The sequence below is a fragment of the Castellaniella sp. GW247-6E4 genome, from assembly GCF_040276065.1.
GTDB lineage: Bacteria > Pseudomonadota > Gammaproteobacteria > Burkholderiales > Burkholderiaceae_B > Castellaniella.
Genome location: NZ_JBELOI010000003.1, coordinates 138,784 through 152,177, shown reverse-complemented (window position 1 = coordinate 152,177; position 13,394 = coordinate 138,784). Strand labels below are relative to the sequence as shown.

10 protein-coding genes are annotated in these 13,394 nt (G+C 69.3%); 7 read left to right on the top strand and 3 right to left on the bottom strand.

Annotation, left to right across the window (positions count from 1 at the left end; all coding sequences use genetic code 11):
* Nucleotides 1–2 precede the first annotated feature (2 nt).
* From ABS761_RS05850 to ABS761_RS05820, 7 genes are all read left to right on the top strand, one after another.
* The gene (locus ABS761_RS05850) at nt 3–1,028 is read left to right on the top strand and encodes a type II secretion system protein GspL (RefSeq protein ID WP_350407183.1); all 1,026 of its coding nucleotides are present in this window, start codon (nt 3–5) and stop codon (nt 1,026–1,028) included.
* A complete protein-coding gene (locus ABS761_RS05845; protein WP_350407182.1) occupies nt 1,025–1,615 on the top strand; it encodes a type II secretion system protein M in 591 nt (196 codons plus the stop codon). The genes ABS761_RS05850 and ABS761_RS05845 overlap by 4 nt, the downstream gene beginning before the upstream one ends.
* Nucleotides 1,612–2,376 carry a type II secretion system protein N gene (gspN, locus tag ABS761_RS05840; RefSeq protein WP_350407181.1) on the top strand — a complete coding sequence of 255 codons (765 nt, stop codon included), beginning with the start codon at nt 1,612–1,614 and terminating at the stop codon, nt 2,374–2,376. Before ABS761_RS05845 ends, gspN begins: the two co-directional genes overlap by 4 nt.
* A gap of 77 nt (nt 2,377–2,453) precedes the next feature.
* Nucleotides 2,454–4,817: a type II secretion system secretin GspD gene (gene gspD, locus ABS761_RS05835; protein WP_350407180.1), complete on the top strand. Its 2,364-nt coding sequence runs from the start codon at nt 2,454–2,456 to the stop codon at nt 4,815–4,817.
* Nucleotides 4,814–6,235 carry a type II secretion system ATPase GspE gene (gene gspE / locus ABS761_RS05830; RefSeq protein WP_350407179.1) on the top strand — a complete coding sequence of 474 codons (1,422 nt, stop codon included), beginning with the start codon at nt 4,814–4,816 and terminating at the stop codon, nt 6,233–6,235. The genes gspD and gspE overlap by 4 nt, the downstream gene beginning before the upstream one ends.
* 13 nt (nt 6,236–6,248) lie before the next feature.
* A complete protein-coding gene (gene gspF, locus ABS761_RS05825; RefSeq protein ID WP_350407178.1) occupies nt 6,249–7,454 on the top strand; it encodes a type II secretion system inner membrane protein GspF in 1,206 nt (401 codons plus the stop codon).
* A 52-nt stretch (nt 7,455–7,506) separates the two neighbouring features.
* A complete protein-coding gene (locus ABS761_RS05820) occupies nt 7,507–8,199 on the top strand; it encodes a prepilin peptidase (RefSeq protein ID WP_350407177.1) in 693 nt (230 codons plus the stop codon).
* Here ABS761_RS05820 and tssA read toward each other — a convergent pair.
* Genes tssA through tssH form a run of 3 tightly spaced genes read right to left on the bottom strand, consistent with a single transcriptional unit; the run spans nt 8,196 to nt 13,324 of the window.
* Nucleotides 8,196–9,818 (bottom strand): type VI secretion system protein TssA, encoded by a 1,623-nt coding sequence (gene tssA / locus ABS761_RS05815; protein WP_350407176.1) that lies wholly within the window; start codon nt 9,816–9,818, stop codon nt 8,196–8,198. The genes ABS761_RS05820 and tssA overlap by 4 nt on opposite strands.
* A 42-nt stretch (nt 9,819–9,860) precedes the next feature.
* Nucleotides 9,861–10,643: a hypothetical protein gene (locus ABS761_RS05810; protein ID WP_350407175.1), complete on the bottom strand. Its 783-nt coding sequence runs from the start codon at nt 10,641–10,643 to the stop codon at nt 9,861–9,863.
* An 8-nt stretch (nt 10,644–10,651) separates the two neighbouring features.
* On the bottom strand, nt 10,652–13,324 hold the full coding sequence (gene tssH, locus ABS761_RS05805; protein ID WP_350407174.1) for a type VI secretion system ATPase TssH: 2,673 nt from the start codon (nt 13,322–13,324) through the stop codon (nt 10,652–10,654).
* Nucleotides 13,325–13,394 lie beyond the last annotated feature (70 nt).

The window sequence follows — 13,394 nt, the reverse complement described above, 5'->3', positions numbered from 1 at the left end:
CAATGAGACAACACCTTCGTGTGGCCTTGCCACCCCTGTCCGGGCTGTCCGCCGAGTCGCCCGTGGCCTTCGCCGTGGTCGGGCGCGAGGGGCGTCTGGAGCGCGCGGGCGAACTGCCGCTGCACGAGCTCGCGGCGGTGGCCGGGCGCCTGCCGGTTCACGCCGTTTTGCGGGCGGAGGACGCGATTGTCGCGCGGGTGGCCGTACCGCCGGTCCCGGCCTCGAAGCTGCGAGCGGCGGTGGCCGGCAGTGTTGAACCTCTCGTGCTGTCCGATCTGTCCGAGCTGGGCCTGGCGCATGGGCCGCGGCTGGCCGATGGGACGGTGACGGTGGCGTGGGCAACGCGCGCGGCGCTGCGACGCACCTGGACCTTGCTGGCGGGCGCGGGCTTGCAGGTCGCGGCCCTGGTGCCGCACGCGCTGGCGATCCCGGCGGGCGATCCGAATCCGGACAAGGCCCTCTCACCACCCGCCGGGCCGAGGTGGCTCGCACCCTTGCCGCCCTGGTCGCTGGCGCTGGAAGAGTTGCGGCCAGCCACCGGCCGCCGACGCTGGCGGCGGCCGGCATGCTGGGTGTTTGTGGCGCTGCTGGTCTGGATATTGGGCTTGAATGGCTACGCCATGCAGGTGGAAGGGCGGCTGAGGGGCCTGGAGCAAGGCATGCGGCAAGCCGCAGCTCGGGCATTTCCCTCGATTCCGGTCATCATCGACCCTCTCAGACAAGCCATGCATCAACGCGACGCCTTGCGGCTGGCGCGCGGGGCAGCCGCGGATGACGATTTCGTGCCCCTCGCCCTGGCCACGGCGCGGGTGCTTGAGTTCGCCCGGGGCCACGTCCAGGCCCTGCAATACGAGAACGGCGAGCTGGCGCTCACGCTGGCCGAGGGGTTCCTGCCGCCGGCCAACGAATCGGTCCTGGAGCAGGCCGCTTCGGTCCAGGGCATCATGCTCGCCAGGGACCCTGCCCATCCGCTGGTCTGGCGCGTCCGGCGCGCCGCCGTGGCCTCCGCGACGCAGGGGCGGTCATGAGACCCGTCATGATGCCCAGGCGGCTGGTCCGGGAATGGCGGGGCCGCCTCGAGCCGCTGCGCTTGCGCCTGGCGGTGTCGTGGGCGCAGCGCACGCCCAGGGAACGGATCCTGCTGTGCATCGCCGCAGCGCTGGTGCTGTGCGCGGGATGCTGGTTCATCGGCGTGCGGCCGGCTCTGGACACGATCGCGCGCGTGCAGACCCAACTGCCCGGCTTGCAGGCGCGCGCGGCGCAACTGGACGCCATCATCCTCGAGGCAGAGGCGCTGGGGCGCGAGCGCCAGGGCGTCCTGTCTGCCACCGAGACCGGGCGCGCCCTGGAAACCAGTCTTGAAAGCGCGGGCCTCGGCACGTCGGGCGGCCTGACCTCGATCGCCGAGACCGGCGGCGACCTGGGCCGCTGGCGGCTCGCGCTCGAGGATGCGCCGGCGGCGCGGGTGTTGAGCTGGATGGCCAGCTTGCCGGCCATCGCGCAGCTACGCGTGCTGCGCGTAGACATCGCGCGCAGCGTCGTTGATGGCCGCGATCGACCGGGGCGCCTGACGGGCGAGGTTCTGCTGGCGCTGCCCGCAAGGGAGAATCCGTGACCCGCGCGCGCCGGGCCGCCTGGTGGACCGCATTGCTGGCCGTCGGCTGCGCGGCGGCATTGTGGAGGCTGCCGGCGCGCTGGGTCATGGCATGGATTCCAGCATCTTCTCCAATCGTCGTGGTCGATGCGACTGGCACCTTATGGGAGGCTCGGGCCAATCTGGCCTTGGGTGCGCCGGGCCTGCGCCGCAGCCTGCCCGGCGCGGCGCACTGGCGTGTGACGTTCGATGGCGGACCGGGCCTCGTCCTTGCCCATCCCTGGCTGCGCGGTCCCGTCCGGCTCGACCCGACCTGGCGGGGCTTGAGGCTTTCCGCACAGTCTCTGCAGTTGCCGGCGTCCGCGCTCACGACCCTGCATGCCGTGTTCAACGCCCTCGATCCAGGGGGTGAGGTTTTGCTGGAATGGCCGGAGCTGCTCCTGCGGCCCGGCCGCGTGACGGGTTCGGGCTCCGGGGCACTGCGGATCCAATGGCGCAATGCGTCTTCCTCACTGAGCCGGGTGCGGCCCCTGGGGGACTACGCCTTGTCCCTGAATTTGACGGGCGAAGGCGAGCCGGTGCTTGCGCTCGAGACCTTGCGGGGTCTTTTACACATGGAGGGCGCGGGCGTGTTGCAAAGGGGCGGCCGCGCGCATTTCGACGGGCGCGCCTGGGTGGAGCCCTTGGCGCCGCGCGAGACCCGGGAGGCGTTGCGGCCCGTGCTCGACGCCCTGGGCCCGTCTGCCGGCAGCGGCGGGGGCGTGGTGTTGCGGATGCGCTAGCGTGCCCTGGATTCGAGCCACTACGCTTTTCGTGAAGATGTTAGATTTCGGTACATGATTATGGAATGGTTACCTTGATGAATTCTTATCTTCTGTCCGATGGGCTGCGGACCGGTCTTGCGGCTGGGCGCCCGGGTGCGCCCATCCTGGTTCTGCTCCTGGCCCTTGCCGTGAGCGCGTGCGCCGGGCCGGGTACGGCGCCGGGCAATGATGGCACGCCCTTGACGGTGTTCACGGCCGTCGGATCGCAGCCGCCTCAAGAGGCCGATCGCTACTCGGTCGCGCCGCCGGCCGCCGGGGCACCCGCGGGGCGGCGCGCGCTGCCGCCCATCCCGACCCGGCCAGGGCATGTCGATGCGACAGAGTCGACGCCGTCGGGACGAGAGTCCGGGGAGCGGACGATGCTGAATTTCAACGAAGCTGATCTGTACGGCGTGGTGCGGGCCCTGGCCCAGTTCACCGGGCGCAACTTCGTGGTGGATCCGCGGGTGAAGGGACAGTTGACCCTGGTGTCGGATGCGCCGGTCGATGCGGATACGGCGTATGCAATGCTGCTGGCCGCGCTGCGCATGCAGGGATTCGCCGTCGTGGACGTCGATGGCGTCAATCGCGTCGTCCCCGAAGCCGACGCCAAGATGCAAGGCGGGGTCGTCGTGTCCCCGGGCCAGGCCGGCGCGGGCGGCGAACTCGTCACGCGGGTCTTTTCGCTGCACTATGAGGACGCCGCCGACTTGGTGCCCGTGCTGCGTCCCATGGTGACACCCAACAACACGATCGTGGCCGAGGCCGGCGCCAATGCCCTGGTCATCACCGATTATGCGGACAACCTCGCGCGCATCGCCGAAGTGATTGCCCGCATCGACACGCCCATGGCGGTCAACACGGACGTGATTCCCATCGAGTACGGGGTCGCGCTGGACGTGGCGGCGCTCGCACAGCAACTGATGCAGGACGGCTCGGCCGGCAAGGGGCGCGCGCCGGTGGTGGTCGTGGCCGATCCGCGCAGCAATACCGTTCTGGTGCGCGCAAGCACGCCCGAGCGCCTGCGGCTTGCCCGCGACCTGATCCTGCGCATCGACACGCCCGAGACGCGGGCAGGCAATCTGCATGTGGTGTATCTGCGCAATGCGCAGGCCACCCATCTGGCCGAGGTCCTGCGCGGGGCGCTGACCGGGCAGGGCGGCGCGGGCACGGGGGCTGATACCGCCGAGACGCCGCTTTCGCAGGCCGGAGCCGGTGCCCTGTCGTCGGGCTCGACCGCCGGGGGCGCGCCCAGGGGGGCGACCCAGCAATTGGCCTCGATGGCCTCGATGGCTCCAGGTGCCGAGGCGAGCGCGCGGACCGTCGCCTTTTCGGCCGGCGGCGCCACGGTCCAGGCGGATCCGACCACCAACACGCTGATCATCTCGGCGCCCGATCCACTGTATCGCAGCCTGCGCGAGGTGATCGACCAGCTCGACCAGCGCCGCGCCCAGGTCCTGATCGAGAGCCTCATCGTCGAGGTCAATGCCGAGAAGGCGGCGGAATTCGGGGTCCAGTGGTCCGCGGGCGGGAACAGCATCGACGGCGGCGGCACGGCGTTCTTTGGCGGCGCGAATCTTGGCGGTACCGGCGTGGGCAGCGTGCAGGGCGCGCGCACCACCATCGATGCGCTGGGCGCCGGCCTGAGCGCGGGCATGGTCAGGGGCACGGTCAATGTGCTGGGCACCGAGCTGCTCAACCTCGGCGTGCTGGCGCGCGCCATGCAGCGCCAGGGCGGGGTCAACGTGCTGTCCACCCCCAATCTGATGACGCTCGACAACGAGCAGGCCACCATCATCGTCGGCAACACGGTGCCGTTCGTGACCGGCACCTATACGACGTCGGGGGACGGCGCGAGCAATCCCTTCCAGACCGTGCAGCGCGAGGATGTGGGCCTGACCCTGCGGATCCGGCCGCAGATATCCGAGGGCGGCACGGTCAAGCTTTCCCTCTACCAGGAGGTCAGCAGCATCGACCCGGCGTCCTCGACGCCGTCCAACATCATCACGCGCAAGCGGGCTCTGGAAACCAAGGTGCTGGTCGACGATGGGCAGATCATCGTGCTGGGCGGCCTGCTCGAGGACGTGGTCAACGATACGACGAGTTCGGTGCCGCTGCTGGGCGATATTCCAGGCCTGGGCAATCTGTTCAAATACCAGAAGCGCACCAACCAAAAAACCAACCTCATGTTGTTCCTGCGTCCGCACATCGTGCGCACGGCGCGTGACGGCGCCAGCCTGACCCTGGATCGCTACAACTATATGCGCGCCGCGCAGTTGGATCTGCCGGTCAGGGCCTCGTGGCTGTTGCCCGAGGCCTCGACCACCAGCCTGCCGGCGATCCGGCGCGATCCGGACAGCGGCCTGCTGGATTTGCGGCCGCAGGCGGCCCCCGATGCCGGAGCGGCAGCCGCCCAATGATCGCCCGTCTGCCCTATGCCTGGGCGCGCAGCCATCGCGCCCTGATCCGAACGGACTCCGAGGGCCTCACGCTGACGGTGTCCGAGCGCGCGCCGGACTGGGCTCTGGCCGAGATCCGGCGCGTATACGGCGCCCTGCCGCTGCGCACGGTGCCCGACACCGAGCTCGACACCCTGTTGGCGGCGGCTTATGCGCGCACCGACGATGCGGCGAGCGTCGTTGATGCGGCGGCCAGCGAGATCGATCTGGATCGCCTGTTGCAGGACATGCCCGAGATCGAGGACTTGCTGGACGCGAGCGACGATGCGCCCATCATCCGCATGATCAACGCGCTGTTCACCCAGGCGGTGCGCGATCATGCCAGCGACATCCACCTCGAAGCCTTCGAGACCCATTCCGTCGTGCGCTACCGGGTGGATGGCACCTTGCGCGATATCGTCAGCCCGCGCCGGGCCCTGCACAATGCGCTGGTATCGCGCATCAAGATCATGGCGAGCCTGGATATTGCCGAAAAGCGCATGCCGCAGGACGGCCGCATCGCCTTGCGGGTGGGCGGACGGTCCATCGACGTGCGGGTCTCGACGCTGCCCACCGGGCACGGCGAAAGAGTCGTTTTGCGCCTGCTCGACAAAGAGGCCGGCCGCCTTCAGTTGGAGCGCCTGGGCATGGCGCCCGGCATCCTGCGGGGCCTGGACTCGTTGATTCACTTGCCGCATGGCATCGTGCTGGTGACCGGCCCCACCGGCAGCGGCAAGACGACCACTCTGTACGCCGCCCTGGGCCGGCTGGATGCCGCCACCACCAATATTCTCACTGTCGAGGATCCGATCGAGTACGATCTGCCCGGCATCGGCCAGACGCAGATCAACGCCCGCATCGAACTGAGCTTTGCCTCGGCCCTGCGCGCCATTCTGCGCCAGGATCCGGACGTCATCATGGTGGGCGAGATCCGCGACCTCGAAACGGCCGAGATCGCCGTACAGGCCTCGCTCACAGGCCATCTGGTACTGGCCACGCTGCACACCAACGACGCCGTGTCCGCGGTGACACGCCTGATCGACATGGGCGTGGAGCCGTTCCTGCTGGCCTCGACCCTGCGGGGCGTGCTGGCGCAACGCCTGGTGCGCAAGCTCTGTGAACACTGCAAGACGCCCCAGGCCGACGATACGGCGGCCTGGAACCCCGGGGGCTGCGCCGCCTGCGGCCACACCGGCTATCGCGGCCGTACGGGGGTTCATGAGCTGTTTGTGCTGGACGACGCCTTGCGCGGCCTCATCCATTCGGGCGGGGGCGAGCAGGCCTTGCGCGATGCGGCGCGCTCCGAGGGCATGCGCAGCCTGTACGAGGATGCGCAGCGCTGGGTCGCCCAGGCCGTGACCTCGCTCGAGGAAATCATGCGCGTCACGCGCGAGTCTTGAAGGGGGCGCGCGCATGCCTTCTTACCAGTATGAGGCGGTGGATGCGGCGGGCCGCGGCGAACGCGGCATGGTGGATGCCGACAGCGAGCGCGGCGCGCGCCAGACCTTGCGCGCACGCGGCCTCGTACCCCTGTCGGTTGTCGAGACGCGCCGCCGATCCGCGCGCAGTGGATTGGCCGGCGCGCGGATCGGCGATGCCGACCTGGGCTGGTTCACGCGCCAGCTCGCCAGCCTCCTGGCTGCCAGCCTGCCCCTGGAGGCCGCCTTGCGGGCCACTCTCGAGCAGGCGCAACGGCGGCACGTGGCGCGCGTACTGGCCCTGGTGCGCGATGACGTGCGCGCCGGCCTGCGCTTTGGGCAGGCGCTTGCCGCGCATCCACGCGATTTTCCTGAAATCTACCGCGCCTTGGTCGATGCCGGCGAACAGTCCGGCGATCTCGTCCAGGTGCTCGAGCGCCTCGCCGACTATATCGAATCGCGCAGCGCCCTGCGCAACAAGGTCCTGACCGCCTTCATTTATCCCGGCATGGTCACGCTGGTATCGATCGGCATCGTGATCTTCCTGCTCAGTTACGTGGTGCCGCAGGTGGTGGGAGCGTTCGCGCACGCTCACCAGACGCTGCCCTTGCTCACGCGTGCGATGCTGGCGGCCAGCGCTTTCGCCCGCGACTGGGGCCTCGCCAGCGCGCTGGGGCTTGCGCTCGCTTTCACGCTGTGGCGCTTGCGCCTGCGCAATCCGGCGGCGCGCCTGGCCTGGGACGCCCGGGTGCTGCGGCTGCCCGTCCTGGGGCGCTATGCGCTGGGGGTGGACGTGGCGCGGTTTTCGGCGACCCTGGCCATTCTGACAGGCAGCGGCGTACCGCTGCTCGCGGCGTTGGAGGCCTCGCGCCGCACCCTGGGCAATCATCGCCTGCGGGCGGCCGTGGCCGATGCCACCAGCCGCGTGCGCGAAGGCGGCCCCCTGGCGCAGGCGCTGCAGGTCCAGAAGGTTTTTCCGCCCTTGCTGGTGCATCTGGTGGGCAGCGGCGAGCGCACGGGCGAACTGCCCATGATGCTGACGCGCGCCGCCACGGTGATGTCGACCGAACTCGAGCGCCGCGCCATGACGATGACGGCGGTGCTCGAACCCTTGATGATTCTCGTCATGGGCGGGATCGTGCTGCTCATCGTGCTGGCGGTGATGCTGCCCATCATCGAGATCAATCAGCTCGTGCTGTGAGCCCACTGGGGGATGCTATGCTGTCGTCCCCGGTCAAGGGGAGGAGACGACAATGGGAATGTGGCTGCCCTGGCATCAGGCGCACTGGGTCGGCGTTGCCGCGAGCCTGGGCCTCGCGCTGCTCTTGGGGGCCGGTTTTCTGCGCATCGCGAATCGCCTGGCCGAGGCGCTGGGCGCCCAGGCCGTGCTGCCGGCCACGGGCCCCATGCGGCGGCGCATCCTGGCGGTCTGGTGGCCGGGTGCTTTGGTGCTCGCGGCGGTGTGCGGCTGGCGGTTCGGAGCGACGCCGGCCGCTTTGGCGGCCACGGTTTGCGTCCTCACGCTCTGGACGCTGGCCTGGATCGATGGCCGCACCGGCCTGCTGCCCGACGGCCTGACGCTACCTCTCTTGTGGGCGGGCCTGCTGACGAATCTGGATGGTGCCTTTGCGTTCCTGCCCGATGCGGTGCTGGGCGCCGCCGCCGGCTATCTCTGCCTCTGGGTGCTGTACTTGGTGTTCTTGCGCGTGACGGGGCGCGAGGGCATGGGCTTTGGGGATTTCAAGCTGACCGCGGCACTGGGCGCCTGGCTGGGTTGGCAGGCCCTGCCCGGCGTTCTGCTGGCGGCTTCGCTGGGCGGCCTGTGCTTTGCCCTGTGGCTGCGCGCCACCGGGCGCGCCGAGGCGGGACGGCATCTGGTCTTCGGGCCGTGGCTGGCGCTGGCCGGCGGCTGGGCCTTGCTGTTTCCGTCCGCGGTTCTTTTTTAGCGGCTTTTCGATGCGGTGACGAGGTCGATGGCCGCCAGCTCGCGCAAGGCCTCCCGGGCCGCGTCCTGGCAGGCCGTGCGTCGGTGCGGGTCGTCGGCCAGGGCGGGGCTGGCCAACGCCTGGCGCGCGACGCGCAGGATGAGTTGCCACGCCTGGAGGGCGAGTCCGGGCTCCCAGTCGGCCAACTGGTGCCGGCGACATTCGTCGGCGAGGTGGGATACCAGGGGCACGAGGTCGGCGTCGCCGGCCATGCTCACCAGCAATTCGGCCAGAGCCAGGCGCGCCTGGAAACGCTCCCGCCCGCTCCAGGTGGATTCAATCAGCCCCTGGTAGCATTGCATGGCCTCGTCCCGCCGGCCGGCATCGAAGGCCTCGAGGGCTTGCTGGCGCACCCGGCTGTAACGGTCCAGGGCTGCGCCGCCGCCCCGGTTTTCCGCCTTGCAATTCTCGAGCCATTGCAAAGTGGCCTCGTCGGCGAACGGCGTGCCGTCGGAAAACGTCAGGCGCTCGATACCGGGCAGCCGCTTGACGAAGGCCAGGGCGCTCTGGACGACGGCCTGGCGCATGGCGGCCCCCGGCTCGCCCAGCATGCCGTATCCCCGCGCCGATTCGCGGTCCAGATCGAGCCAGTAGGGGAAGGTGGCGATGCGGGATTCGCAGAATTCGATCAGGCCGTCGGCGTTGCCGCTGCTGGCGATGGTGGCGAACGCGTCGGTGATGGCCACAGGCGGCGGGATCAGCGGCGTGGCGTCTTGTTGCGCGGGCGGCAGGACGACCAGGGCGCCGCGCGCGGCGAAGCGCCCCATCTCGATGGCCAGGGGATTGAAGCGGTCGAGCGTGCGCAGGGCGTTGGTGATCTGGCCGACGTAGCTCAGGGCGGGCGCCAATGCGCCGATGACGGCGTCCACGCTATCGAGCGTATCGGCGGCCGGAACCGCCGCGCCAAAGGCTCGCGATGTCGAGGCGGCCGCGCCGGCCGGCGCGGCGCGCGGCGCCGGCGGGGTGGATGACGGCGTCGTGGCGGGCGTGTCCGTACCCGAGGCTGCGCCCTCGGCCGCGGGAGCCTCGGATACGGGCGGCGCGATGACTTCCAGTCGGCGGATTTGCTGGACGAAAGGCCCCAGGGGCGTGGATTCGGGGTCGAGCTCGGCGAGCCGGGCATCCAGAGATTCGGCCGCGGCCACCATCATGTGGTGGGCCTCCTCGCGCAGGGGCGGGATGTCTTTGCCCTCGAACCAGCCGGTGGTGCGCTCGGTCCACCAGGACAAGGCGTTGCGGCGGCCGCGCAGGCGCTTGAGCGGCGGCTGCGCCGTCTCCCAGTAGCGGCTGACCAGGCCTTCCTGGAGCTGTAGGCCGGCGCCCAGGCCCTCGATGCCATAGCGCTCGGTCCAGGCCGCCGCCACCCAGGCCGCAATCATGAAGTCCTTGCCCTGGGTCGAGAACAGCCGGGTCCCCAGGGTCTCGACCTTTTGCCAGTCGACCTGCCCGGAACTGGTGGGGCTGGTCATTTTTTCGATCTCGGCGGCAATGGCCTCGTAATCCTCAGTGTCGCGGATGTCGGCGCCGCCAGGGGCGGCGTCGGAAACGGGTTCCAGCAGGGGGGTGACATCGATGAGCATGCGTGAGGCCGGGGGTCGCGGTAACGGGAGGGGCGGTGAACCCTAGCCCATGGCGATGAGGCTGACGTCCTCGAGTTCGCCGTCGGGCAGGGCTCCGATGGCCAGTGTATCCGGTTCGCCGTCCAGGCGGACGTAATAGCTGTGGTCGGGAGCGATGGCGTTTCTCAGGCCCCAGGCCTGGAAGGCCTGGCCCGCGGCCTCGAACTGGAGGCCCTGAAGCTCGTATTCGTTGACGGAGCGCTCGGGCATGCCGCCAGCCGGCCCGACGGCGTGGAAGTCGATCTTGGCCGCGTTGCCGGCGACGCCGACCAGGGCCCCGGCCGCGGTCTTGCCGGGCGCGGGGTGGGTTTCCAGCCAGATGCCCAGGCGCTCGTGCGCGTGCAGGCCCAGCCGGACCGGCCAGGGCGGCGCGATCGGCGCGTGGGCGCGCGCCACTACCTTGGCCTGCCAGCGCGTACCGTCAAGGCGGGCCCAGTCGCCCAGGATGGCGTTGCCCATCGACGCATCGCCGGCGCCGTCCGGCTCGCCGGTGACCAGCGCGAAGCCGTTGACCGGGCGGCCCAGCCGCGTCTGCAGCGCCAGGCGGAACAGCGCGAGGCCGCGGCGCACGGCGCCCTCGGCCTGCCGCGCCGGGGAGCCAATCGCCAGAACGACGGCCGCGCCTGCGTCGGCGGCCTCCTGGGCCGAGCTCAGCCAGGCTTTGTCCTCGGTGGGCCAGCGCTGGCCTTTGACCGCCAGGCCGTAGGGTCCGAGCTGCGCGGCCGCGAGCCGCGCCGCCGTGTCATTCTCGTCCAGATTGATGAACCATGCGCATTTGTCCGCCATGTCCGCCTCTATTCGAAACTGGCCGTGAACTGGCCATGCTCGTCGACCTCCAGCCGCGCGCGGCTGAGCTCTTGATCATCGGACATGCGGGCGAGCAGGGTGTTGGACAGCAAGGGCAGGATGGTGCCTTTGAGAATGAAATCGATGTTGCGCGCGCCGGTCTCGACCTCGGTGCAGCGCTGGGCAATCGCGTCGACGGCCTCCTCGGCGACCTCGAGCGTGATCTTGTTGTTGCGCAGCATGCGTTGGGTGAGCTTGCGCAACTTGAGCTGCACGATGCCGTGCAGGGCATCGCCCTTGAGCGTCACGTAGGGAACGATGGTCATGCGCGCCAGCAGCGCCGGCTTGAAATGGTTCGACAGGATGGGGCGGATGGCCCCCTGGATGGCTTCGACGGGCGGGGGTTCGTCGCCGGCGCACATCTCGGTGATCACGTCCAGGCCCAGGTTGGAGGTCAGGAATACCACTGTGTTGCGAAAATTGATTTCGCGGCCCTCGCCGTCGGACAGCACGCCCTTGTCGAAGACCTGGTAGAACAGATTCACCACATCGAGGTGGGCTTTCTCGACCTCGTCGAGCAGGACGACCGAGTAGGGGCGCTGGCGCACTGCTTCGGTCAGCACGCCGCCTTCCCCGTAGCCGACATAGCCGGGGGGCGAGCCCACCAGGCGGCTGACGGTGTGTTTTTCTTGGAATTCGCTCATGTTGATGGTCACCACCGACTGCTCGCCGCCGAACATGGTGTCGGCCACCGACAGCGCGGTTTCCGTTTTTCCAGTGCCCGAGGGGCCGACCAGCAGAAAGATGCCCATGGGCTGATCGGGATCGCGCAGTCCCGAGCGCGCCGATTTCAGGACCTCGGCGATGTGGGCCAACGCGTGGTCCTGTCCTTTGATCCGAGCCCGGAGCGTGTCCTCGAGGGCGAGGGCGGCCGCGGCCTGGTCGCGCATCATCTTGCCCAGCGGGATGCCGGTGCGATCGGAGACCACTTTGGCGACCGTGTCCGGCGAGACGTCGATGAAGATGAGTTTGTCCTGGGCTTGCAGGGCGTCGAAGGCCTGCTCGGCCTCGGCGAGCTCGGTCTCGATGGCCGCTGGATCGCGAGAGGTCGCGGGTGGATCACCGGCAGCCGGCGTATCGGCCGCCTGGGCCTCGCGTGCCTTCAGGCGCTCGGCCCGCAGGGCGAGGATGCGCTGGGCCGCGTCGGACTGCGCCTGGAACTTGGCGCGGCGCTCGTCGAGCTCGGCCTGGGTCCGGGCGGCGTGGTCGTCGATTTCACCGAGGCGGGCCGTATCGGTCGGCACGCGGTTCTCGATGTCGCGCAGCAGGCCGCGCTTTTCGCGCTCGAGCATCTGCAGGGTGCGCTCGCGATCCTCGATGAAGTCGGGCTTGGAGGACAGATTGACCTTGATGCGCGCGCAGGCGGTGTCGAGCAGGTCGATCGCCTTGTCCGGGAGCTGGCGGCCGGTGATGTACCGGCTCGATAGCTCGGCCGCCGCGACGAGCGCGTCTTCGCGGATGATAACTTTATGGACTTGCTCGTAGCGCTCCTTGAGACCGCGCAGAATCTGCACCGCCATGTCCACCGTGGGTTCGTCGAGCTTGACGAGTTCGAAGCGGCGCGCCAGCGCCGGATCTTTTTCGAAGTATTTCTTGTATTCGCTCCAGGTGGTGGCGGCGATGGTGCGCAGTTCGCCGCGCGCGAGCGCCGGCTTGAGCAGATTGGCGGCGTCGCTGGTGCCGGCCGCGCCGCCCGCGCCGATCAGCGTGTGCGCCTCGTCGATGAACAGGATGATGGGGGTGGGCGAGGCCTTGATCTCATTGATCACGCCGCGCAGGCGGTTTTCGAATTCGCCCTTGACGCCGGCGCCCGCCTCGAGGGCGCCCATGTCCAGGCCGAGGATCGTGACGTCCTTGAGGATCTCGGGCACGTCGCCTTCGGCCACGCGCACGGCCAGGCCCTCGATCACGGCGGTCTTGCCCACGCCGGGGTCGCCGACGCAGATGGGGTTGTTCTTGCGGCGGCGCGCCAGAATGTCGACCATCTGGCGGATTTCGGGATCGCGTCCGAAGACCGGGTCGATCTTGCCGTCGCGCGCCTTGGCGGTGAAGTCCTCGCAGAATCGCTGAATGGCCGTGCCCGCGCGGCCCTCGGGGGCGCCCGTCGCGGCGGAGCCGCCCGGGCCGGCGGCAACCGCCTCCTGGGACTCGCGCGAGGTGGCGGCGATGACGCCCAACAACTCGACCGTGCGGTTCTTGTCGAGTTCGGAGAGCAAGGTGGAATAGGTGCCGCTGGCATAGAACGAGGCGCGTGCCACGAAAGCCGCCAGCAGGGCGCCCGAGCGGATGGATCCCTCGTATAGATCGACCGAGGCGACCATCCAGGCATCGCTGAACAGATCGGGCAGCAGGGGTGAGAACTGCGGACGTCCGGCATTGCCGGTCTTGAAGCCCTCGATGGATTGCTCGAGGGCGCGCTGCACGCGCCCGGGATCGATGCCGGCCTGTTTGAGGATGAGTTGCACATCGCAGCGCGGATCGTCGATCAGGCGCACCAGCATGTGCTCGATGGCGATCTCGTAGTGCGTGCGATTCAGGCAGATACCCGCCGCGTTTTCCAGCGCATCGCGGCAAGTGGGGTTCAGTCTGCTGACGAGAGACTTGAACTCGACGATTTGCATGCTCGTCCCCGGAGGTGGTTGAGTCGTATTGGAGGGCGAACCGGTCTCCCGTGTGCGGGAACCGGTTACT

Bases quoted from the DNA above. Each gene is read 5' to 3' on its own strand.
- ABS761_RS05850 (WP_350407183.1), top strand. From the start codon at position 3: ATGAGACAACACCTTCGTGTGGCCTTGCCACCCCTGTCCGGGCTGTCC.
- ABS761_RS05845 (WP_350407182.1), top strand. From the start codon at position 1,025: ATGAGACCCGTCATGATGCCCAGGCGGCTGGTCCGGGAATGGCGGGGC.
- gspD (WP_350407180.1), top strand. From the start codon at position 2,454: ATGAATTCTTATCTTCTGTCCGATGGGCTGCGGACCGGTCTTGCGGCT.
- gspE (WP_350407179.1), top strand. From the start codon at position 4,814: ATGATCGCCCGTCTGCCCTATGCCTGGGCGCGCAGCCATCGCGCCCTG.
- gspF (WP_350407178.1), top strand. From the start codon at position 6,249: ATGCCTTCTTACCAGTATGAGGCGGTGGATGCGGCGGGCCGCGGCGAA.
- ABS761_RS05820 (WP_350407177.1), top strand. From the start codon at position 7,507: ATGGGAATGTGGCTGCCCTGGCATCAGGCGCACTGGGTCGGCGTTGCC.
- tssA (WP_350407176.1), bottom strand. From the start codon at position 9,818: ATGCTCATCGATGTCACCCCCCTGCTGGAACCCGTTTCCGACGCCGCC.
- ABS761_RS05810 (WP_350407175.1), bottom strand. From the start codon at position 10,643: ATGGCGGACAAATGCGCATGGTTCATCAATCTGGACGAGAATGACACG.
- tssH (WP_350407174.1), bottom strand. From the start codon at position 13,324: ATGCAAATCGTCGAGTTCAAGTCTCTCGTCAGCAGACTGAACCCCACT.